We start from the raw sequence: 20125 nt of genomic DNA on the forward strand, positions 1-20125 counted from the left end.
CGGAATGACGGAAGGAAGGAGAACCGGGCCGATCACCCCACTCTTCGTCATCCCGGAGAGTCCCGGACTTGATCCGGGGCGGCTCCGGGAGCCACGAAGCGACGGGCGCTCCGGAGTCCCGACACACGCCCAGACCGCCTACCGTGTCTTGCGCCATTCCTCGTAGCGGGCCCTGGTCTCGGCATCCGGGGGATAGGTGCCGCGCAGCGGCTTGCCGGCCCGCACCTCGCCGATGATGAACTCCTCGAGGATCTCCTGCTCGAAGGCGTCCTGTGCCACCTCGTCGGCCAGGTGGCGGGGGATCACCACCACCCCCTCCAGGTCTCCGACCATGATGTCGCCCGGATAGACCGCGACCCCGCCGCAGGCGACCGGCTGGTTCAGGGTCTCGACGGCGTGGTGCTTGATCAGGTTGGTCGGCGCCGACGGCGCGCCGATATAGGCCGGGATCTCGAAGTCGCCGATCTCCGGCGAGTCCCGAAGGCCGCCGTCGGTGACGATTCCGGCGGCGCCGCGCTGCATCAGCCGGGTGACCAGGATCGAGCCGGCGGAGGCCGCGCTGGCGTCGCCGCGGCAGTCCATCACCAGCACGTGGCCTTCCGGGCAGGTCTCGATCGCCTTGCGCTGCGGGTGGTCGTAGTCCTGGAACACGTCGAGGGTGTCGATGTCCTCGCGCGCCGGGATGTAGCGAAGCGTGAAGGCCGGGCCGACCATCGAGCGGTCGTGCGCGGCGGTCAGCCGGCTGACGCTTTGCAGGAACACGTTGCGCAGGCCGCGTTTGAACAGCTGGGTCGTCAGGGTGGCGGTGCTGACCGAGGCGAGCTTCTCGCGGGTCTCGGTCGAGAGGGGTTCGGTCATGACGGCGGTTCGCTCCCGGCTTGCATCGGTGTTTTGGTTGTATGATGACTCGATCCGAGCATGAGGATGGGCAGGATACAAGCGCCAACGGGTCCCGGGAGGACAACTAGATGGATTACCGCACGCTGGGTCGTTCCGGCCTGAAGGTCTCGCCGCTCTGCCTCGGCGCCATGATGTTCGGCGGGCCGACCTCGGAGGCCGACAGCCGGGAGATCGTCGCCGCCGCCCGCGACGTCGGGCTCAACTTCATCGACACCGCCGACGCCTACAATGGCGGCGAATCCGAGCGGGTGGTCGGCCGCGCCATCGCCCCGGAGCGCGACCGCTGGGTGCTGGCCACCAAGCTCGCCAACAAGCTCGGCGACGACCCGAATTCCGGCGGCCTGTCGCGGCGCTGGGTGCAGATGGCCTGCGACGCCAGCCTGCAGCGGCTCGGCACCGACGTCATCGACATCTACTACCTTCACAAGGAGGACCACTCGACGGCGCTGCCGGAGACCGTCATGGCCCTTGGCGACCTGATGAGGGCCGGCAAGATCCGGTACTTCGGGGTGTCGAACTACCGGTCCTGGCGGGTCGCGGAGATCTGCAACATCTGCGACCGGCTGGGCATCGACCGGCCGATCGTCAGCCAGCCCTACTACAACGCCATGAACCGGATGCCGGAGGTCGAGCACCTGCCGGCTTGCGGCTACTACGGTCTCGGCGTGGTGCCCTACAGTCCGCTGGCACGTGGCATCCTGACCGGGAAATACGCGCCGAACGTGGCCCCGGAGGAGGGCAGCCGGGCGGCCCGCCAGGACAAGCGCATGATGCAGACCGAATGGCGGCACGAGAGCCTGGTAATCGCCCGGACGATCAAGGAGCACGCCGAGGCCAAGGGCGCGACGCCGATCGACCTGGCGGTGCAGTGGGTGCTGAACAACCGCCTGGTCACCGCCAGCATCGTCGGGCCGCGCACGATGGAGCAGTGGCAGAGCTATGCCAGGGCGCTGGACTACGGCTTCACCGCCGAGGACGAGGCGCTGATCGATGGCCTGGTGGTGACCGGCCATCCCTCGACGCCCGGCTACAACGATCCGCAGTATCCGATCGAGGGGCGCAGGCCGCGAATCGGTGGATAGCACTGCGATCCGGCGGGCCGGCGCCGACGACGTGCCGGCGATGGTGCGGATCCGGGCGGCGGTCCGCGAGAACGTGCTGAGCGACCCTGCCAGGGTGCCGGCGGAGGCCTATCACGGCTTCATCGACCACGCCGGCATCTGGCTGTGGGAGGAGGCGGGGCGGGTCCTGGGCTTCACCGCCGCCGATCCGGCCGACGGCACGGTGTGGGCGTTGTTCGTCGACCCGGAAGCCGAGGGGCGGGGGATCGGCCGGGCGCTGCTGCCGCGGGCCCTGGACGACCTGCGCGCCGCCGGCTGGGAGCGCGCCCGGCTGACGACGCAGCCGGGATCGCGGGCCGAGCGGTTCTACCGCCTCGGCGGCTGGAAGGACGCCGGCACGGCGCCGAACGGCGACCTGGTCCTCGAGAAGCTGCTATGACCGGGCGCGGATGCGGAATCGGCGCTCACAACGAGGGAGCACGGATGCCGTTTCAGATCCACGTCGGACCGAACATCAGGAAGTCGCCCTATTTCGACGCCACGGTGGCGGACGGCGTCCGGTCGTTCTCGGTCTACAACCACATGTACATCCCGGGGAATTTCGGTGACCCGGAGGGCGAGTACCGCCGGCTGCTGAACGGGGTCGCCATGTGGGACGTCGGCGCCCAGCGGCAGGTCGAGATCGCCGGCCCGGACGCCGAGGTGCTGGTTCGCTACCTGACTACGCGCGACCTGTCGAGGACCCGGGCCGGTCAGGGCCGGTATGTGCCGATCTGCAACCACGACGGCATCCTGATCAATGACCCGGTGTTGCTGAAGCTGTCGCCGACCCGGTACTGGCTGTCGATCGCGGACAGCGACATCGCGCTGTGGGCCGAGGGCATCGCCCGCGAGCGCGGCCTGGACCTACGGGTGTTCGAGCCTGACGTCTCGCCGATGGCGATCCAAGGGCCGAAGGCCCGGGACCTGGCGCGTGATTTGTTCGGCGACTGGATTCTGGACCTCAAGCATTTCTGGTTCCGGGAGGTCGAATTCGACGGCATCCCGCTGGTGGTCGCACGGTCCGGCTGGTCGAAGCAGGGCGGGTTCGAGCTGTACCTGATGGACGGAACCCGCGGCAGCGAGTTGTGGGGCCGGGTCAAGCGGGCGGGCAGGGCATACGGCATCGGCCCCGGCGCCCCCAACGACCAGGAACGGCTGGAGAGCGGCCTGCTGTCCTACGGTGCGGATGCCCGATACCAGCAGTTTCCCGCCAACCCGTTCGAGCTGGGCCTCGGCGCCATGGTGAATCTCGACCGACCGGACGAGTTCGTCGGCCGGGCCGCCCTGCGGCAGATCCTGGAGCGGGGCGTCAGGCGCCGCCGGGTCGGACTGTTCATCGACGGCGAGCCGGTGGCGTCGAACGGCCATCCGCTCGACCTGACCCTGGCGGGCGAGGCGGTCGGAGTGGTCTGCGAGGTCGGCTTTTCGCCGCGCCTCCGTCGGAGCATCGCGATAGCGCTTCTGGACAACGCCGTCGGCGACGACGAGGCCGGCCTCTCGGTCGATCTCGGACATGACCGGCGGCGCGCGTCGGTCGCCAGGCTGCCGTTCGCCTGACGGTCGGCAGCCGCGGGATTCAGCGCTCCCAGACGACCGTGCCGCCCAGGATCGTCGCGTCGACCTGGATCTCGCGGATCTCCTGCGGCGGGACCGTGAAGTAGTCCCGGTCCAACACCGCCACGTCGGCCAGCTTGCCGACCTCGAGCGAGCCCTTGAGGTGCTCCTCGCGGCCGGAATGGGCGCCGAGCCAGGTGTAGGCCCTGAGCGCCTCGGTGGCGGTGATCGTCTGGCTGGCGTCGAGATCTCCGCCGGTGTCGGACCTGCGGTTCACCATCGACCACAGGGCCAGGAACGGGTTGGCCTGGCAGACCATGGCGTCGGAATGGCCGGGTGCGGGGATGCCGGCGTCGATCAGCGAGCGGTGCGGCCACATCCGGGCCATCGCCGCCTGGCCGCGGTTCGCGGCATAGGCGTCGCCCAGGTCGTACATGAAGCCCGTGGCCGAGCTGTCGATCGCCCCGATCCGCTTCAACCTGGCTTCGATCTCAGGTGTCACGTAGCAGCAGTGCTCGACCCGCATCCGGTGGTCGTCGACCGGATGCTGCGCCAGACAGTGCTCGATCGCGTCCAGCGCGAAGTCGATGCCGCGGTCGCCGACCCCCTCGATCATCACCTGCAGTCCAGCCTCGTGCGCGGCCAGGGCGCGGGCCTTCAGGTCCTCCAGCTCGTACAGCAGCACGCCGGTGTTCGGCTCCGGCTCGCCTTCGACCTGCCGGCCGACATAGGGCTCGTAGTAGGCGGCGGTGCGCCCGGAGGTCGAGCAGTCCGGGCACCATTCGACGCCGATCACCCGCACCATGTCGTCGCCGAAGCCGGAGCGGATGCCGGCCCTGACATGGGCCTCGACCAGCCCGTCCTCGCGGCCCGAGACGATGATGCCGACCCGCATGCCGAGCCGGCCCTGGTCCTTCAGCATCTGGTATGCCCGGATGGCGTTCGAGGAGGTCAGGGAGTTGTAGACCGAGGTGATGCCGAAGGCGGTCCACTCGGCGAACACCCGCTCCAGGCCGTCGGCGATGCGGTCCGCGGTGTCGCCGGCGTGGATCCGCTCCAGGAACAGATGCGCCGCGGTCTCGCGCACCACGCCGGTCAGCCGGCCGGTCGACGGGTGCCTGTCGAAGGCGCCGAACTCCGGCGGCGGCGTGCGCTCGTCGATCCCAAGTTCCGCGAACGCCCGGCTGTTGGCGAGTCCGATATGGCCGTCGGTGCGAAGGATGAACAACGGCCGACCGCCGGCGGCGGCGTCCATCTCCTCCATCGTCGGATAGCCGCCGGACTTGTTCTCGTTCAGCCGGTAGGCGGCGATCCAGTCGTCGGGCCCCCGGCTCCCGGCCACCTGGGCGATGCGGGCCAAGAGCGCCTCGCGGCTCTGGATGCGGTCCGGGCTGACCAACTCCCAGGATGACAGCCGGGCGGCGTAGGAGTCCGGGTGGCAGTGGCTGTCGACGATGCCGGGGATGGCGGTCCGGCCGGCCAGGTCGATCACCCGGGTTCCGGGGCCGGCGAGGTCCGCCACGTCGCCGTCGGAGCCGAGCGCCACGATCTTTCCGTCACGGGCGGCAAGGGCGGTGACGAAGCGGTCCAGGCCGTTGCCGACGGCGATCTTGCCCGACTTCAGGATCAGGTCGGCGGTCAGGGCAGGCATCGGGGAGGCTCCGGGCGGGAAGACGGGCACACAGCGTGGCACAGCCTTCCCGGCGAAGTCTCGCGGTCAGTCGTCTCAGGCGCTCTCGGCGGCCGCGCGCTTGGCCATGCGCTTGCGCTCGTGCGGGTCCAGGTAGCGCTTGCGCAGGCGAACCGACTTCGGCGTCACCTCGACCAGCTCGTCGTCCTCGATATACGGGATCGCCTTCTCCAGGGTCATCCGAATGGGCGGCGTCAGGACCACGTTCTCGTCCTTGCCGGCAGCCCGGAAGTTGGTGAGCTGCTTGGCCTTCAGGGGGTTGACGTCGAGGTCGTTGCCCTTGTTGTGCTCGCCCAGGATCATGCCGGAGTAGACCTTGTCGCCCGGCCCGACCATCAGCGGCCCGCGATCCTCGAGGTTGATCAGCGCGTAGGCCTGGGCCTCGCCCTGCTCGGTCGAGATCAGCACGCCGACGCGGCGGCCGGGAATCGTGCCCTTGTACGGCGCATAGGCGTGGAACACCCGGTTCATGATGCCGGTGCCGCGGGTCGCGGTCAGGAACTCGCCGTGATAGCCGATCAGGCCGCGCGCCGGTGCATGGAACACCAGGCGGGTCTTGCCGGCACCGGCGGGCTTCATCTCCAGCAGATCGCCCTTGCGCTGGGTGATCGCCTCGATCACCGCGCCTGTGTAGTCGTCGTCGACGTCGACCACGACCTCGTCGATCGGCTCCTGGCGCTGGCCGGTCTCGGGATCGGAGCGCATCAGCACCCGCGGCCGGCTGATCGACATCTCGAAGCCTTCGCGCCGCATCTGCTCGATCAGCACCGCGAGCTGCAGCTCGCCGCGGCCGGCCACCTCGTAGGCGTCCTTGTCGTCGGTCTCACGCACCCGGACGGCGACGTTGCCCTCGGCCTCGCGGAACAGCCGGTCGTGGATCATGCGCGAAGTGACCTTGTCGCCCTCGCGGCCGGCCAGCGGGCTGTCGTTCACCGAGAAGGTGACGGCGATGGTCGAGGGGTCGATCGGCGACGACGCGATCGCGTCCAGGGCTTCCGGCGCGCACAGAGTATCGGCGACCGTGGCATCGGAGAAGCCGGCGATCGCGACGATGTCGCCGGCATGCGCCTCTTCGAGCGGAGTCCGCTCCAGGCCGCGATAGGCCAGCAGCTTCGAGACGCGACCGCGCTCGATCTCCTTGCCATCTCGATTCAGGGCCTTGAGGTTGGTGCCGGGTTTGATCGACCCGCTCATGATCCGCCCGGTCAGCAGGCGGCCGAGATACGGGTCGGCCTCCAGCGTGGTCGCCAGCATGCGGAACGGCTTGTTCTCCTCGACCGTCGGCGGCGGCACATGCGCCACGATGCGCTCGAACAACACCGCCATATCGGTGCCGGTCGCGTCGGGGGTTTCCGACGCCCAGCCCTGCTTGGCGGACGCGAAGATGGTCGGAAAGTCGAGCTGCCGATCGTCGGCGCCGAGGGCCCCGAACAGGTCGAACACCTCGTTCTGGACCTCGTAGGCGCGCTGCTCGGGCTTGTCGACCTTGTTGATCACGACGATCGGGCGCAGTCCGAGCGCCAGCGCCTTGCCGAGCACGAACTTGGTCTGCGGCATCGGGCCTTCAGATGCGTCGACCAGCAGGAGGGCCCCGTCGACCATCGACAGGATGCGCTCGACCTCGCCGCCGAAATCAGCGTGGCCGGGGGTGTCGACGATGTTGATCCGCGTGTCCTTCCACTGCACCGAGGTGCACTTGGCGAGGATGGTGATCCCGCGCTCGCGCTCGATGTCGTTGGAATCCATCGCGCGTTCCGCCACCTGCTGGTTGGCGCGGAAGGTGCCGGACTGGCGGAGGAGGACGTCGACCAGGGTGGTCTTGCCATGGTCGACGTGCGCGATGATCGCGACGTTGCGCAGCTGCATCTAAGTTTCCGATCGGGAAATTCGCGCGGAATGTACTCACGTTTTGCTGCATTGCAAGATCCGTCCTGCGCAAGAGCTTCGGATCCGGTCGATTTTCGGTGCTAAAGTTCAAGTATCGGAAGGAACGGCACCACTTTCTCGGGAGCGAAGCATGTTGCGTGCGGCTTGGTTCGCCTCGGCTTTCTTGCTGGCGTCGCTGCCGGCCCAAGCCCGCGACACGCTGACGATCGGACTGAACGACCGCGGAGCCTACCCCTACGTGGCCGGCGAGGGGGCCGCGATCGCCGAGCCGCCGGGCCTGGCGATCGACCTCATGCGGGCGGTCGGCGAGCGTCTGCGGATCGACCTCCGGTTCGTGCGGATGCCGGGGTTGCGTGTGCTCTCGGAACTGCAGGACGGCGACCTCGATGCCGCATTGCTGTACTCGCACTCGACCGATCGCGAGGCGTTCGGTGCCTATCCGATGCGCGACGGCCGGCCGGATCCGGCGCGCCGGATCGCGACACTGTCCTATGTGCTGTACCGCCCGGTGGGCAGCAGGCTGGAGTGGACCGGCGAGCGCTTCCTGAACCTGGACGGCCGCATCGGGGCGAACCTGAACTACTCGATCGTCGAGGACCTGCGGAATCTGGGGGCGCCGGTCGTGGAGGTGCGCTCGACCGCGGACAGTTTTCGAATGCTGCTTGCCGGCCGTATCGCCGGTGTCGCCGACCATGCCGTGGTGGCGGACGCCTACCTGGCCGCGGCCGGCCTGACCGGAATCGAAAAGGCGCGGCCACCGCTGCGGGAGAAGGCCTACTACCTGATGCTGAGCCGGCAGTATGCGGCGGCGCATGCCGAGCGCGCCGCGGCGATCTGGGAGGCGATCGGGGAACTGCGCGACCCGACCACCGACCGGTTGCTGCCGCGCTACCTCGGTCCGCCCTGACCGGGCCCCGTGCGATCCGGCCGCCGGTTCAGTCCTTGACCACCAGCGGGCGGGGGAAGTCGCACAGGCACTCGGCGCCGGACTCGGTGATCAGGAAGCATTCCGAGATCTCGATCCCGCAGTCGTCCAGCATCAGGCCGGGGATCATGTGGAACGCCATGTTGGCCTGGATGACGGTCCGGTCGCCGGCCCGCAGGCTCATGGTGTGCTCGCCCCAGTCCGGCGGGTAGTTGAGGCCGACCGAATAGCCGATCCGGCTGTCCTTGACGAAGCCGGACTTCGCGAGCTCGCGGCGCCAGGCCTGCTCGACCTCCTCGCAGGTCGCACCCGGCCTGGCCGCCTCCAGCGCCGCGGCGATGCCGTCGCAGATCACGCTGCTGGCGTCGGCCAGCTTCTGCGGCGGCTTGCCGAGCGATACCGTGCGGGCCATCGGGCAGTGGTAGCGCCGCCGGGTGCCGGCCAGTTCCAGGATGGTCGCCTCGCCGGTCCTGAACGGCTCGTCCGACCAGGTCAGGTGCGGGGTCGATGCGCCGACGCCGGTCGGCAGCATCGGCACGATTGCCGGATAGTCGCCGCCGACGCCGCCGGCACCGCGGATCTGGGCGTCGTAGATGGCGGCGACCGCGTCGCACTGCCGGGTGCCAGGGCTGACGTGCTCGATGCCGACCGCCATCGACTTCTCGACGATACGGGCGGCCTGGCGCATGTAGGCGATCTCGGCCGGCGACTTGATGCTGCGGCACCAGTTGACCAGGTTGTTGGCGTTCGCCGCCCGGCAGTTCGGCAGCGCCTTCTTCAGGTGCTCGTAGGCCATCGGCGAGAAGTAGTAGCTGTCCATCTCCAGGCCGAGCGCACCCCTGGCGATGCCGCGCCGGCCCATCTCCTCGGCCACCCAGTCCATCGGGTGGCGGTCCGGCTGCTGCACGTAGTGGTCCGGGTAGCCCAGGATGTTGCAATGGTCGAGATAGGTGGTGACCTTGCCGGCGTTGGCGTCCATGCCGCGCACGATCAGCACCGGCTCGGTCAGCGACTGGGCGACGAGCAGGCATTGCGGGGTGTAGAACGACCAGCCGTCATAGCCGGTCAGCCAGCACATGTTGGCCGGCTCGGTAACCACCAGCACGTCGATGCCGGCAGCCGCCATCCGGGCCTTGGCGGCGGCGACCCGTGCCTCGTACTCGGACTTCTCGAAAGCGGGCCCGGTCATCGGATCAGGCCAGTCCGAGGTCGGGCAGCGGCACCACCGACACGCCGGCGGCCTCCAGCCCGCGGCGGACGGCGGTGGCGACCTCGACCGCCGTCGGGCCGTCGCCGTGCACGCAGATGCTGTGGACGCCGGCCGGGATCCGCTTGCCGCTGGTCGACACCACCTCCTGGTCCTCGACCATGCGCAGCACCCGCTCGACCGCCTCTGCCGGGTCGTGGACCATGGCGTTCGGCAGCCGCCGCGGCGTCAGCTCGCCGTCGTCGGTGTAGGTGCGGTCGGCGAACACCTCGGAGGCGTAGGTCATGCCGGCCTTCTCGGCGGCCTTCAGCAGCTCCGAGCCGGTCGGGACCAGCAGGATCAGCGAGGGATCGACCGCCTTGGTGCCGCGCACGACCGCCGCCGCCAGCTCGGGATCGACCGCCGCCATGTTGCCGAGCGCGCCGTGGGTCTTCATGTGGGTGACCTTCATGCCGTTGGCGGCGGCGATGCCCTGCAGCGCGCCGATCTGGTAGATCACCATGCGCTCGACGTCGCCGGCCGGCATCGGGATCGCCCGCCGGCCGAAGCCCCACAGGTCGTTGAAGCCGGGATGCGCGCCGATCGACACGCCCTTGGCCTTGGCCTGCTTGCAGACCCGGTCCATCACGTTCGGATCGCCGGCGTGGAAGCCGCAGGCGACGTTGGCCGAGGTGACGATGTCGAGCAGGGCGGTGTCGTTGCCGATGTCGTAGGCACCGAAGCCCTCCGCCATGTCCGCGTTCAGATTGACCTTGCGTGCCATGCGTTGCTCAGCCTAGGGATCGTGGAGCCGGTGCCGCGTCGCGACCGGACAAGTTAACACCCAACCCCCGGCCCAGGTCCATGACCGAGGATACCGCAGACACCGATCGGCCCCCGCGCTTCCTGTCGGCCGGCGACACCGCCCTGGTGGTCGAGTTCGGCGAGACCGTCGATCCGGCCCTGAACCGCCGGGTGATGCGGCTCGGCGAGGCCGCCCGTCGGGCCGGGGTCGCCGGCGTGGTCGACCTGGTCCCGACCTTCCGGTCGCTGATGGTGCACTACGACCCGACCGCGACCACCCGGCACGCGCTGGAGGAGACCCTTCGGGGCCTGCTCGGCGAGGCCGGCACGGCGAGCGCCGCCGGCCGGGTCTGGGAGTTCCCGACGCTGTACGGCGGCGAGGCCGGCCCCGACCTCGAGGACGTGGCGAAGCGGACGGGTCTGACCCCCGAGCGGGTGGTCGAGCTGCACGCCGGCACCGAGTACGAGGCCTACATGATGGGCTTCATGCCGGGCCTCGCCTATCTCGGCATCATCCCGCCGGAGCTGGAGCTGCCGCGCCGCAGCGAGCCGCGGGTCCGGGTGCCGTCCGGATCGGTCGCGATCGCCACCAACCTGACCAACGTCTACTCGCTGGAATCGCCGGGCGGCTGGCACCTGCTGGGGCGCACGCCGGTGGCGCTGTTCGACCTGCACCGCGACCCGCCGGTGCTGCTGCAGGCCGGCGACAAGGTGCGGTTCAAGCCGGTCGACCGGGCCGCCTACGACGACCTGAAGCGCCGGGTCGACGCCGGCGACACCGGCTTCGCCCCGATCCAGGGGCCGGTCCAGGGGGAGGCCGGGCGATGAGCGGGCTGCGGATCGTCTCGGCCGGCTTCGCGCCGACCCTGCAGGATTTCGGGCGCCCGCATGTCCAGCATCTGGGGGTGCCGCCGGCCGGCGCCCTCGACCCGGTGGCCCTGCGGATCGCCAACGCCCTGGTCGGCAACCCGCCGGACAGCGCGGCGATCGAGCTCCGGGTGATGGGCCCGACCCTCGAGATCGCGGCCGAGGCGACGCGCGTGGCCCTGGTCGGCACCGGCGCGCCGGTCGAGATCGTCGGCGACCGCAAGGTCGAGGCGCCGTCGCACCAGTCGATCCGCCTGACCCGCGGGCGGCGGCTGCGCATCGGCAGCCTGGCCGACACCGGTGTCGCCTATCTGGCGGTCGAGGGCGGCTTCGCGCTCGACCCGGTCTACGACAGCCTGTCGACCTACACCAGAGCCCGGATCGGCGGGCTGGACGGCCGGGCGCTGCGCGACGGCGACCTGCTGCCGCTGCGTGTCGACGAGGCGGGAGAACGCGCCGAGCGGCGCTGCGCCGACCGTTCCTGGGCGCGCGAGGCCGGACCGGCACGGGTGATGCTGGGCCCGCAGGACGACTATTTCACCGCCGACAGCATCGCCGCATTCTTCGATACCGAGTACCGCATCACCCGCGAGGCCGACCGCATGGGCATGCGGCTCGACGGCCCGGCGCTGACCCACGCGCGCGGCCACGACATCGTGTCCGACGGCATCGCCACCGGCGCCATCCAGGTGCCCGGCAACGGCCGCCCGATCGTGCTGCTGGCCGACCACCAGACCACCGGCGGCTATCCGAAGCTCGGCACCGTGATCTCGGCCGACGTGCCGCGGCTCGGCCGGCTGCGGCCGGGCGATGCCCTGCGGTTCGCCCGGGTCGAGGTCGAGGAGGCGGAGGCGGCGCGGCGGGCGCTGGAGGAGCGGATCGCGCGGGTGGTCGACCGGTTCGTCCCGGCCGAGCCCTGGCTCGACGAGGACGCGCTGTACCGCCGAAACCTGGTCAGCGGCCTGGCCGAGCCGGACTGACCCTTCGTGGCCCGGCGCCGACCGGGCCTCAACCCCCCGGGTCGTCATTCCGGCCGTAGCGACGAAGTCGCGAAGAGCCGGAACCTACCGGCCGCTTCGGCTTTGCCGTGGCGACTGCGGCGGCGGGTGGGTTCCGGATGCATGCCGCCTGCGGCGACCCGCTCCGGAATGACGGCAAGGAGGCATGACGGCCGTGTGGAAACGTCGTTGCCGCTTTCGACTTGAGGCGCCTCGCTTCAATGGAGCCGCGAAGGGCGTGCCTACGCCGCGACGTAGCGCCAGGCGCCGTCGTCGCCGAGATGCCGGATCACCCGCCCCTGGTCGATCAGCAGGTTCAGGTGGGCGAGCGACTCGCCGACCGCGAAGCGGACCTGGTGGGCGTCCATCTTGCGCTGGAACATGGCGTTCATGACGTCGATCGCGGTCGACGGCACGGCGCAGACCTGGGCCGCCAGGTCGAGCCGCTTGTCGTGGTGCTCGGACAGGTCGACGGCGCGCGGCTTCACGCCGCGGTAGGGCCGATCGTGCGACGGCAGGATCAGGGTGTCGTCGGCGATCGGGTCCAGCGAGTCGAGGAACCGCAGATAGTCCTGCAGCGGGTTGCCGTCCGGCTCGTTCCACCACACCGAGATGTTCGGCGAGATTCGCGGCAGCAGGAAGTCGCCGCCGATCATCAGCTCGGCCTCCGGGCAGTACAGGCAGGCATGCTCCGGCGAGTGGCCGGAGGCGATCACCACGACCCAGCGGCGGCCGCCGATCTCCAGCACCGTGTCCGGCGCCAGCCGGTTGAAGGTCAGCGGGATCGGCCCGACCATCCGGCGGTAGGAGTTGCCGAGCTTGCGCATGTCGGCGACGTCGCCGTCGCCGAGGCCGGCGCGCTTGTAGAAGGCGACGATGCCGTCCAGCAGTTCCTCGGTGTCGTCCAGGCGGATGGCGCGCGCCGACAGCCACTCGGAGCGGGTCATCCAGAGCTGCGCCGGGGTGCGCTCCAGCAGCCAGCTGCATCCGCCCATGTGGTCGGGATGGTAGTGGGTGACGATGATCTGGGTGATCGGCCGGCCGTCGAGATGGTTCTCCAGGACCCTGGTCCAGAGCTCCTGGGTGACGGTGTCGCCAAGCCCGCAGTCGACCAGGACCCAGCCGTCGCCGTCGTCGATCAGGAACAGGTTCACATGGTTCAGGGCGAAGGGCAGGGGCATCCGCACCCAGCGCACGCCGTCAGCCACCTCGATGGCCGTTCCCGGCTCCGGCAGCACGTCTCCGAGGACGTAGTCGATCTGGTTCGTCATGGCCGGCGAACTTAAACGGTTCGACCCGCCGCGCAAGCCTCAATGAAACGCCGGTTCAACGACTGAGCCCGGATGCCGCCCGGTCTCAGAGCGTGCGCGTGCCGATGATGTTCATGCGGATCCACTTCGAGGCGGTGTCGATGAGCCCGACGGTCACCAGGATCAGCAGGATGATGAAGCAGGCCTGGTCCCAGTACTGCACCTTCATCCGCTCGGACAACTGCATGCCGATGCCGCCGGCGCCGACGATGCCCAGGATCGTGGCCGAGCGGGTGTTGCTCTCGAACCAGTACAGCGAGGTCGACAGGAATACCGGAAGCACCTGCGGCAGGTAGCCGAAGCGGTAGGTCTTCAGCCGGCCCGCGCCGGTCGAGCGGACGCCCTCGATCGGCCGGCGGTCGACGTTCTCGACCGCTTCCGAGTAGAGCTTCGACAGGGTGCCGGTGTCGCTGACCATGATCGACAGCACGCCGGCCAGCGGGCCGAGGCCGACCGCGCGCACGAAGACCAGCGCCCAGATCAGGGTGTCGACCCCGCGCAGCAGGTCCAGGAAGCGCCGCAGCAGGTGGTGCAGGATCCGGTTCGGCATCACGTTGCGGGCGGCGGCGAAGCCGATGACGACGGCGAACAGCGAGGCGACCAGGGTGCCCAGGAACGCCATGCCGAGGGTCTCGGCCAGGCCCTGGAGGATCCCGAGGTAGTCCCAGCTCGCCATGTCCTTCCAGACCAGCATCGAGCGCAGGACGATCCACATCTTGCCGAGGCCGCCGAACAGGCGCTCGAAGGTGATCTCGAACACCCAGCAGCAGAACGCCAGATAGCCGACGACTCCGGCGACGATCGCGCGCTGCAGCCAGATCCGGCGCAGGTCTACCGACAGGACCTGCGGGAAGCGCGCCCGCAGGGCGGCCATCTCGCTCTCGGTCATGGTTGCGACGGTCGCACTCATGCCAGGTGCTCCTTGCCGATGAAGCGGTGTCGGACCCGGGCCGACAGCAGGTCGACGCAGGTCACCGTGGCGACGATCAGCAGCACCAGCGCGCTGACCTCTTCGTAGAAGTTGAAGTTGATGACGTAGTACAGCTCCTGCCCGATGCCGCCGGCCCCGACGAAGCCGATGATCGACGACGCCCGGATGTTGATCTCGAAGCGCAGCAGGGCATAGCTGACGAAGTTCGGCAGCACCTGCGGCACCACGCCGAAGCGGATCTCGTCGAACCAGGTGCCGCCGGCGGACCGGATGCCGTCCATCGGCTTGTGGTCGACGTTCTCGTTGACCTCGGAGAACAGCTTGCCGAGTGCGCCCGTGGAGTGGATGGCGATGGCCGCGACGCCCGCCAGCGGCCCGATCCCGACCGCCCACACGAACAGGATCGCGAAGATCACCTCGGGCACCGCCCGGCAGAACTCCATGACCCGGCGGAAGCCGAAGTAGATCCAGCTGTTCGGCATCAGGTTGCGGCTGGCCGGGAAGCACATGAGGAAGCCGCCGAAGGTCCCCAGGATCGTCGCGAACAGCGCCATGTTCACGGTCTCGAGCAGCAGCTGCAGATACTTCGGCAGGTTGAAGTACCAGTAGGCGATCGAGCCTTCGGTCTTGGTGCCGGCGAACAGGTGCTCGGCGCTCAGCACCGGCAGGATGTCGTAGAGGTAGTCGCCGACCTTCGGCGCCCCGGCCGCCAGCCGGTCCGGGAAGAAGTTGCTGATGTAGACCGAGCCGGCCAACGCCGCCAGGAACAGCGCCCCGTAGACCAGGGTCGCGCGCTGCCGGCCGCGCTGCAGTTCGGCGCGATGGCGCTCGAAGCGGTCCACCGGCGAGGTCGCCGCGCCGCCGTCGGCGGTCGACATGGTCTGGCTGCTCACGCGGCCCTCCGGGAATGTTGGGGAGAATGGCGACGGGCCGGTTTGCCCGACCCGTCGCCGTTCGGATCAGCCGCGGCGCGCCTTCAGGAGCTCGCGGCGCATGTCGATGATGGTCTTGTAGAACTCGTGGTTGATCGGCTGGAACGAGTTGAACTCGCCGCCGGCGATCGCTTCCGCACACTGCCGGTTCTCGATCGGCATGTTCACCAGGATGCCGCGGACCAGGTCCTTGAGCTCCTGCGGGACGTCCTTGCGGATCACCCGCGGGCCGTTGGTGATCAGGTTGGACTTCCAGACGACCCGGATGTCCTTCATGTCCAGGCCGCCCTTGTCGACCATCTTGCGCAGGTTGCCGCGCGAGTAGCCTTCCGCGTATTCGCCGACCCCGGAGGTCCAGGTGACGCCGGCGTCGTACTGCTTGTTGAGGACCGCGACCACGGCCTGCTCATGCCCGCCGCCGAAGCCGGTCTGCGAGAAGAAGGTCTTCGGGTCGTAGCCCTGGGCCTTCAGCTCGTGGGCCGGTACCAGGTAGCCGGAGGTCGAGTTCGGGTCGGCGAAGGCAAGGGTCTTGCCCTTGAGGTCGTCGAGCGTCTTGTAGGGGCTGTCGGCGCGGACGTAGAGCACCGAGTAGTAGCCGAGAGAGCCGTCGACCTGCTCGGTGGTCACGAGCGGCTCGACCGCCTCCGGGTCCTGGATGTGAATGCCGGCATAGCCCGCCGAGCCGAGCCCGGCATACTCCAGGTTCTTGGAGATCAGCCCCTGCATCACGCCGGCATAGTCGGAGGCCGGATAGAGTTCGACCGGCACGCCGAGACGGGTTTCCAGCAACTCCTTGAAGCAGGCGTTGTCCTTCAGCCGGTCGGCCTCGTTCTCGCCGCCGAGGATGCCGACGCGGAACACCGGCACCTGCTTGCGCCAGTCCTCGGCGGCCTGCGCGACGGTGGTGAGGGCCGCAAACGCCGTAATGCCGGCGAGGGCGACGCCAAGTGTGCGACGTCCGATCATGAGGTCATCTCCCTGAGTGGGGCGGTGGGTCCGCGGCGCGCTCAGGCGGCCGCGGTTCGGGACAGTCCGGCGGCCCCCGTTGCCGGACCGATCGAGGTGGACGTGACGCTCTCGCTGAGCGCCTCGTCGAGGCCGTCGACGCCGTAGATCCCGCGGGCCGCCTCGGCGGACAGCTGCTCCGGCGTGCCGTCGAACACCACGGCGCCGGCCGCCATCCCGATGATGCGGTCGCAGTAGCTGCGGGCGGTGTCGAGGGTGTGCAGGTTGCAGACGACGGTGATGCCTTCCTCGCGGTTGATGGCGCGCAGCGCGTCCATCACCACGGTGGCGTTGCGCGGGTCGAGCGAGGCGATGGGTTCGTCGGCGAGGAGGATCCGCGGCTCCTGCATCAGGGCGCGGGCGATCGCCACGCGCTGCTGCTGGCCGCCGGACAGGGTGTCGGCGCGCTGCAGGGCGGCCTGCGCCATGTCCAGTCGATCGAGGGCCCGGATCGCGAAGGCGCGTTCGGCCGGCGTGAACCGCTTCAGCATCGCGGCCGCGAAGCCGTGGTAGTTCAGCCGGCCGAGCAGCACGTTGGTGATGACGTCGAGCCGGTTCACCAGGTTGAACTGCTGGAAGATCATTGCGCAACGGGCCCGCCAGGCCATCAGCTCGCGGCCGCGCAGCGCCGAGACGTCGTCGCCGGCGAACAGGATCTGGCCACTGGTCGGCTCGGCCAGCCGGTTGATCAGCCGCAACAGGGTCGACTTGCCGGCGCCGGAGCGGCCGATGATGCCGACCATCTGGCCGTCGGGGATCTTCAGCGACACCTGGTCGACGGCGACCACGGCGCCGAACCGCTTCTCCAGGCTTTGGATTTCCAGCATCGCCGCGTTCCGCAGTTGGGCGCGCGACCTTCGGGAGCCGGCCCCCGGGGCCGCTCGACGCGCGCGTTTTGCACTGCGGTAGGTATCGACGGAGGGTAACGATGCGGTGACGGTGCGGTGAAGTTTCGGCGACGGCCGAATGTCAGTTCGATGACTCGGCCGGCCTGCCTGGGTCCGTGCGGATTGCGTCGAGGATCCGCGCCAGGGCGGCATCGACCGACCCGTCGTTCACGACCGTCACGACGTCGCGGCCGGTCACCGAAAACGCCTCGGCGCGGGCGACTCGGGCCTCGATGTCGGCGGCGGCCTCCCGGCCGCGCGCCGCCAGCCGCCGCAGCAGCACGTCGGCCGGGACGGTCAGGCTGAGGACCCGGACCCGGGCCAGCCTGCGGGCCTCGTCGAGCATCCCGCGCGAGACGTTCACCACCACGGTACGGCCCTGGGCCAGGTCGTCGAGCACGCCGGCCGGGACGCCGTAGCCGAGGCCGTGGGCCTCCCAGCTCAGGGCGTAGGCGCCGGCCGCCCGGCGCGCCCGGAACTCGTCGGGGGCGACCGGGGCGTGGTCCTCGCCGCCGGCCTCCGCCGGCCGGGTGATGTCGCGGCGCGGGAATATCACGCCCGGATCGTCCGCCAGCGCCCGGCGCGCGGCGTCGATCAGGGTGTCCTTGCCCGACCCGGACGGCCCGACGACCAGGACGAGCAGGCCCGGGCCGGTGGCGACGGTCATGCGTATTTGGCCGCGAAGGCGTCGGCGTCGAGGCCGCGGAAGTCGGCCATGCGCTCGCGCAGCGTGTCGTGGCTCCAGTCCCACCAGGCGATTGCCATCAGCCTGGTCTCGGTCGCCGGCGAGACCCGTCGGCGGATCACCTTGGCCGGGACCCCGCCGACGATGGTGTAGGGCTCCACGTCCCTGGTGACCACCGCGCCGGAACCGACTATCGCGCCGGTACCGACGGTCACACCCGGCATCACCACCGCGCCGTGGCCGATCCAGACGTCGTGCCCCATCGCCACCGGCGTCGACCGCCGCCAGTCGAAGAAAGTGTCGTCGTCCGGTCCCAGGGCGTAGTTCTCGGATCGGTACTGGAAGTGATGCAGGCAGGCCCGCCAGTGCGGGTGGTTGCCGGGGTTGATCCGGGTGTGGGCGGCGATGTTCGCGAACTTGCCGATGGTCGCGTAGATGATCTGGCTGTCGTTCACCACGTAGCTGTAGTCGCCCATGGTGGTCTCGACCACCGAGCTGCGGGCGCCGACCTCGGTCCAGGCCCCGAAGGTCGAGGCCACCACATGGGCTTCCGGGTGGATCCAGGGCCCGTCCGGCGACAGCTGCTTGGTGATCGTCGCGCTCGCCGACATCACAGCACCTGTTCGCCCTGGCGCCAGGCCCGCCGGACCACCGGCACCCCGTCGTCCAGGCGCTTCACGCGGATCAGGTCGGCCCGGGCGCCGGCCTCGATTCGGCCGCGGTCGTCCAGGCCGACCATGGCGGCCGGGTTGCGGGTGACCGTGGCGATCGCGCCGGGCAGGGTCATGCCGTGGCGCTCGTGCAGCAGCAGGGCGCCGTGCAGGAGGCTGGCCGGCACATAGTCCGACGACAGCGCGTCGAGCACGTCGGCCTCGGCCAGGTCGGCGGCCGAGACGTTGCCGGAATGCGAGCCGCCGCGCACCACGTTCGGCCCGCCCATGATGGTGCGCAGGCCCTTGGCGCGGGCCGCCCGGGCCGCCGTCATGGTGGTCGGGAACTCGCTGATGGTCAGCCCGAGTCCGGCGGCCTCGTCGACATGCTCCTCGGTGGCGTCGTCGTGGCTGGCCAGGACATGGCCGGCCTCGCGCGCCAGCTCGACCAGGATCCGGCGATGCCGGTCGGAGTACAGCTTCTGCGACTCCTTGCGGTCGAGGATCAGCTGCTGGAACGCCGCCTCGCTCATGGCGTGCTTGCCTTGGTAGTAGATCCGCAGCTTGTCGATGTCGACGAACTGCCGCTGCCCGGGCGTGTGGTCCATCAGCGAGACCAGCCGGACCAGGGGATCGTCCTTGAACGGCTCGAACAGCCGCAGCACGTCCTTGTTCGCGACCTCGCAGCGCATGTGCAGGTGGTGGTCGGCGCGCAGCAGGCCGGCGGCGCGGAAGCTGCGGATCGCCTCGGCCGACTCGCGCACGATGTGGTCGCGGATGTCGTCGTTCAGCGTGCCGCCCACCGCGATCGCGTCCAGCACCGTGGTGATGCCGGCGGCCACCACCTGGGTGTCGTGCGCCAGCAGGGCCGACGAGGTCGGCCAGTGCACCTTGGGGCGCGGCTGGATGTGCTTCTCCAGGTTGTCGGTATGCAGTTCCACCAGGCCCGGCATCAGGTAGTCGCCGCCGAAGTCCTGGGCCGACGGCACCGCCGTGCCGCCGGTGTCGACCGCGGCGATCCGCCCGTCCGCGACATGCACCGTCCCGAGCACCACCTCGTCGGCCAGCACCATGCGGGCGTTGCTGAGGATCAAGTCGGCGGTCATGCGGCCTGCCTTTCGGTGAGATCGTAGGAACGGGTGCCGACGGCGGCGCGCACCTCGGCGTCGTGGAAGATCCCGACCACGGCGGCGCCGCGGCCCCGGGCCTCGGCGATCAGGTCGGTGACGGTGCGGCGGTTGTCCAGGTCGAGCGACGCCGTCGGCTCGTCCAGCAGCAGGATCGGATAGTCCTGCACGAAGGTCATGGCGATGTTCACGCGCTGCTGCTCGCCGCCGGAGAAGGTGGCGGGCGGCAGGCCCCACAGCGCCTCGGGGATGCGCAGCCGGGCCAGCAGGTCGCCGGCCCGCCGGCGCGCCTCGGCCGGATCGACGCCGCGGGTCGCCAGCGGCTCGACCACCAGGTCGAGGGTCGGCACCCGCGGGATCACCCGCAGGAACTGGCTGACATAGCCGAGGGTGCGGCGCCGGACCTCCAGGATCTCGTAGGGCTCGGCCGTGCACAGGTCGACCACGGCGTCGCCGTGGCGGACCAGCACCGAGCCGGCCTGCGGCTTGTAGTTGGCGTACAGCGAGCGCAGCAGGCTGGACTTCCCGGCGCCGGACGGGCCGGCCAGGATCAGGCACTCGCCGCGCCGAACCTCCAGCGCCAGGTCGGCGAACACGTCCAGGCGCACGCCGCCCTGGTTGTGCAGCACGAAGGACTTGGCCAGGCCCTCGGCCTTCAGCATCACGTCCGGTTCGAGGCTCATG

General features: G+C 69.9%; 20 protein-coding genes. 6 read left to right on the forward strand and 14 right to left on the reverse strand.

Annotated elements, in window-relative coordinates; translation table 11 throughout:
• Positions 1-138 precede the first annotated feature (138 nt).
• A complete protein-coding gene (locus RIC31_RS23520; RefSeq protein ID WP_350113847.1) occupies positions 139-858 on the reverse strand; it encodes a ribonuclease activity regulator RraA in 720 nt (239 codons plus the stop codon).
• Positions 859-968: 110 nt separating this feature from the next.
• Here RIC31_RS23520 and RIC31_RS23525 point away from each other — a divergent pair, with 110 nt between their 5' ends.
• From RIC31_RS23525 to RIC31_RS23535, 3 genes are read left to right on the forward strand one after another with little or no spacing between them, the layout of a single operon-like run.
• Positions 969-1982 (forward strand): aldo/keto reductase, encoded by a 1014-nt coding sequence (locus RIC31_RS23525; RefSeq protein WP_350113850.1) that lies wholly within the window; start codon positions 969-971, stop codon positions 1980-1982.
• Positions 1975-2400, forward strand: a complete 426-nt coding sequence (locus RIC31_RS23530; RefSeq protein WP_350113853.1) for a GNAT family N-acetyltransferase — start codon at positions 1975-1977, stop codon at positions 2398-2400. Before RIC31_RS23525 ends, RIC31_RS23530 begins: the two co-directional genes overlap by 8 nt.
• 44 nt (positions 2401-2444) lie before the next feature.
• The gene (locus RIC31_RS23535; RefSeq protein WP_350113855.1) at positions 2445-3560 is read left to right on the forward strand and encodes a glycine cleavage T C-terminal barrel domain-containing protein; all 1116 of its coding nucleotides are present in this window, start codon (positions 2445-2447) and stop codon (positions 3558-3560) included.
• A gap of 19 nt (positions 3561-3579) precedes the next feature.
• Here the strand turns inward: RIC31_RS23535 and RIC31_RS23540 are convergent, their stop codons facing one another.
• Both RIC31_RS23540 and typA read right to left on the reverse strand, forming a co-directional pair.
• Entirely contained in the window at positions 3580-5208 is a 1629-nt protein-coding gene (locus tag RIC31_RS23540; protein WP_350113858.1) for an amidohydrolase, read from the reverse strand.
• Between the two features lie 75 nt (positions 5209-5283).
• Positions 5284-7113 carry a translational GTPase TypA gene (gene typA / locus RIC31_RS23545; RefSeq protein WP_350113861.1) on the reverse strand — a complete coding sequence of 610 codons (1830 nt, stop codon included), beginning with the start codon at positions 7111-7113 and terminating at the stop codon, positions 5284-5286.
• A 151-nt stretch (positions 7114-7264) separates the two neighbouring features.
• On the opposite strand from typA, the gene RIC31_RS23550 reads away from it, so the two are divergent.
• On the forward strand, positions 7265-8041 hold the full coding sequence (locus tag RIC31_RS23550; protein ID WP_350113864.1) for a substrate-binding periplasmic protein: 777 nt from the start codon (positions 7265-7267) through the stop codon (positions 8039-8041).
• Positions 8042-8069: 28 nt separating this feature from the next.
• Here the strand turns inward: RIC31_RS23550 and RIC31_RS23555 are convergent, their stop codons facing one another.
• A complete protein-coding gene (locus RIC31_RS23555; protein ID WP_350113867.1) occupies positions 8070-9248 on the reverse strand; it encodes a M24 family metallopeptidase in 1179 nt (392 codons plus the stop codon).
• 4 nt (positions 9249-9252) lie between these two features.
• Positions 9253-10029: a LamB/YcsF family protein gene (locus RIC31_RS23560; protein ID WP_350113870.1), complete on the reverse strand. Its 777-nt coding sequence runs from the start codon at positions 10027-10029 to the stop codon at positions 9253-9255.
• An 80-nt stretch (positions 10030-10109) separates the two neighbouring features.
• Here RIC31_RS23560 and pxpB point away from each other — a divergent pair, with 80 nt between their 5' ends.
• Both pxpB and RIC31_RS23570 read left to right on the forward strand, forming a co-directional pair.
• Positions 10110-10877, forward strand: coding sequence for a 5-oxoprolinase subunit PxpB (pxpB, locus tag RIC31_RS23565; RefSeq protein WP_350113873.1), 768 nt, complete (start codon positions 10110-10112; stop codon positions 10875-10877).
• Complete coding sequence (locus RIC31_RS23570) at positions 10874-11896, forward strand: 5-oxoprolinase subunit C family protein (RefSeq protein ID WP_350113876.1); 1023 nt, start codon at positions 10874-10876, stop codon at positions 11894-11896. The genes pxpB and RIC31_RS23570 overlap by 4 nt, the downstream gene beginning before the upstream one ends.
• A 260-nt stretch (positions 11897-12156) precedes the next feature.
• Here the strand turns inward: RIC31_RS23570 and RIC31_RS23575 are convergent, their stop codons facing one another.
• The 9 genes from RIC31_RS23575 to phnL form a co-directional block, all read right to left on the reverse strand.
• On the reverse strand, positions 12157-13185 hold the full coding sequence (locus tag RIC31_RS23575; protein WP_350113879.1) for an MBL fold metallo-hydrolase: 1029 nt from the start codon (positions 13183-13185) through the stop codon (positions 12157-12159).
• 85 nt (positions 13186-13270) lie between these two features.
• The gene (gene phnE / locus RIC31_RS23580) at positions 13271-14134 is read right to left on the reverse strand and encodes a phosphonate ABC transporter, permease protein PhnE (RefSeq protein ID WP_350113882.1); all 864 of its coding nucleotides are present in this window, start codon (positions 14132-14134) and stop codon (positions 13271-13273) included.
• Positions 14131-15048, reverse strand: coding sequence for a phosphonate ABC transporter, permease protein PhnE (gene phnE, locus RIC31_RS23585; RefSeq protein ID WP_350113885.1), 918 nt, complete (start codon positions 15046-15048; stop codon positions 14131-14133). Before phnE (RIC31_RS23585) ends, phnE (RIC31_RS23580) begins: the two co-directional genes overlap by 4 nt.
• Before the next feature lie 66 nt (positions 15049-15114).
• Positions 15115-16053, reverse strand: a complete 939-nt coding sequence (gene phnD, locus RIC31_RS23590; RefSeq protein WP_350113889.1) for a phosphonate ABC transporter substrate-binding protein — start codon at positions 16051-16053, stop codon at positions 15115-15117.
• A gap of 41 nt (positions 16054-16094) precedes the next feature.
• Positions 16095-16919: a phosphonate ABC transporter ATP-binding protein gene (gene phnC, locus RIC31_RS23595; protein WP_350113892.1), complete on the reverse strand. Its 825-nt coding sequence runs from the start codon at positions 16917-16919 to the stop codon at positions 16095-16097.
• Positions 16920-17061: 142 nt separating this feature from the next.
• A complete protein-coding gene (phnN, locus tag RIC31_RS23600) occupies positions 17062-17646 on the reverse strand; it encodes a phosphonate metabolism protein/1,5-bisphosphokinase (PRPP-forming) PhnN (RefSeq protein WP_350113895.1) in 585 nt (194 codons plus the stop codon).
• Positions 17643-18275, reverse strand: a complete 633-nt coding sequence (locus RIC31_RS23605; protein ID WP_350113897.1) for an LbetaH domain-containing protein — start codon at positions 18273-18275, stop codon at positions 17643-17645. The genes phnN and RIC31_RS23605 overlap by 4 nt, the downstream gene beginning before the upstream one ends.
• Complete coding sequence (locus RIC31_RS23610; RefSeq protein ID WP_350113900.1) at positions 18275-19420, reverse strand: alpha-D-ribose 1-methylphosphonate 5-triphosphate diphosphatase; 1146 nt, start codon at positions 19418-19420, stop codon at positions 18275-18277. Before RIC31_RS23610 ends, RIC31_RS23605 begins: the two co-directional genes overlap by 1 nt.
• Positions 19417-20124: a phosphonate C-P lyase system protein PhnL gene (gene phnL / locus RIC31_RS23615; protein WP_502990144.1), complete on the reverse strand. Its 708-nt coding sequence runs from the start codon at positions 20122-20124 to the stop codon at positions 19417-19419. Before phnL ends, RIC31_RS23610 begins: the two co-directional genes overlap by 4 nt.
• Between the last annotated feature and the right edge of the window lies 1 nt (position 20125).

The organism is Thalassobaculum sp. (assembly GCF_040219615.1).
Lineage (GTDB): Bacteria > Pseudomonadota > Alphaproteobacteria > Thalassobaculales > Thalassobaculaceae > Thalassobaculum_A.

Excerpts from the sequence above, each read along its gene's own strand:
- RIC31_RS23520 (WP_350113847.1), bottom strand. The coding sequence starts at position 858 with ATGACCGAACCCCTCTCGACCGAGACCCGCGAGAAGCTCGCCTCGGTC.
- RIC31_RS23525 (WP_350113850.1), top strand. The coding sequence starts at position 969 with ATGGATTACCGCACGCTGGGTCGTTCCGGCCTGAAGGTCTCGCCGCTC.
- RIC31_RS23535 (WP_350113855.1), top strand. The coding sequence starts at position 2,445 with ATGCCGTTTCAGATCCACGTCGGACCGAACATCAGGAAGTCGCCCTAT.
- RIC31_RS23540 (WP_350113858.1), bottom strand. The coding sequence starts at position 5,208 with ATGCCTGCCCTGACCGCCGACCTGATCCTGAAGTCGGGCAAGATCGCC.
- typA (WP_350113861.1), bottom strand. The coding sequence starts at position 7,113 with ATGCAGCTGCGCAACGTCGCGATCATCGCGCACGTCGACCATGGCAAG.
- RIC31_RS23550 (WP_350113864.1), top strand. The coding sequence starts at position 7,265 with ATGTTGCGTGCGGCTTGGTTCGCCTCGGCTTTCTTGCTGGCGTCGCTG.
- RIC31_RS23555 (WP_350113867.1), bottom strand. The coding sequence starts at position 9,248 with ATGACCGGGCCCGCTTTCGAGAAGTCCGAGTACGAGGCACGGGTCGCC.
- RIC31_RS23560 (WP_350113870.1), bottom strand. The coding sequence starts at position 10,029 with ATGGCACGCAAGGTCAATCTGAACGCGGACATGGCGGAGGGCTTCGGT.
- pxpB (WP_350113873.1), top strand. The coding sequence starts at position 10,110 with ATGACCGAGGATACCGCAGACACCGATCGGCCCCCGCGCTTCCTGTCG.
- RIC31_RS23570 (WP_350113876.1), top strand. The coding sequence starts at position 10,874 with ATGAGCGGGCTGCGGATCGTCTCGGCCGGCTTCGCGCCGACCCTGCAG.
- RIC31_RS23575 (WP_350113879.1), bottom strand. The coding sequence starts at position 13,185 with ATGACGAACCAGATCGACTACGTCCTCGGAGACGTGCTGCCGGAGCCG.
- phnE (WP_350113882.1), bottom strand. The coding sequence starts at position 14,134 with ATGAGTGCGACCGTCGCAACCATGACCGAGAGCGAGATGGCCGCCCTG.
- phnD (WP_350113889.1), bottom strand. The coding sequence starts at position 16,053 with ATGATCGGACGTCGCACACTTGGCGTCGCCCTCGCCGGCATTACGGCG.
- phnC (WP_350113892.1), bottom strand. The coding sequence starts at position 16,919 with ATGCTGGAAATCCAAAGCCTGGAGAAGCGGTTCGGCGCCGTGGTCGCC.
- phnN (WP_350113895.1), bottom strand. The coding sequence starts at position 17,646 with ATGACCGTCGCCACCGGCCCGGGCCTGCTCGTCCTGGTCGTCGGGCCG.
- RIC31_RS23605 (WP_350113897.1), bottom strand. The coding sequence starts at position 18,275 with ATGTCGGCGAGCGCGACGATCACCAAGCAGCTGTCGCCGGACGGGCCC.
- RIC31_RS23610 (WP_350113900.1), bottom strand. The coding sequence starts at position 19,420 with ATGACCGCCGACTTGATCCTCAGCAACGCCCGCATGGTGCTGGCCGAC.
- phnL (WP_502990144.1), bottom strand. The coding sequence starts at position 20,124 with ATGAGCCTCGAACCGGACGTGATGCTGAAGGCCGAGGGCCTGGCCAAG.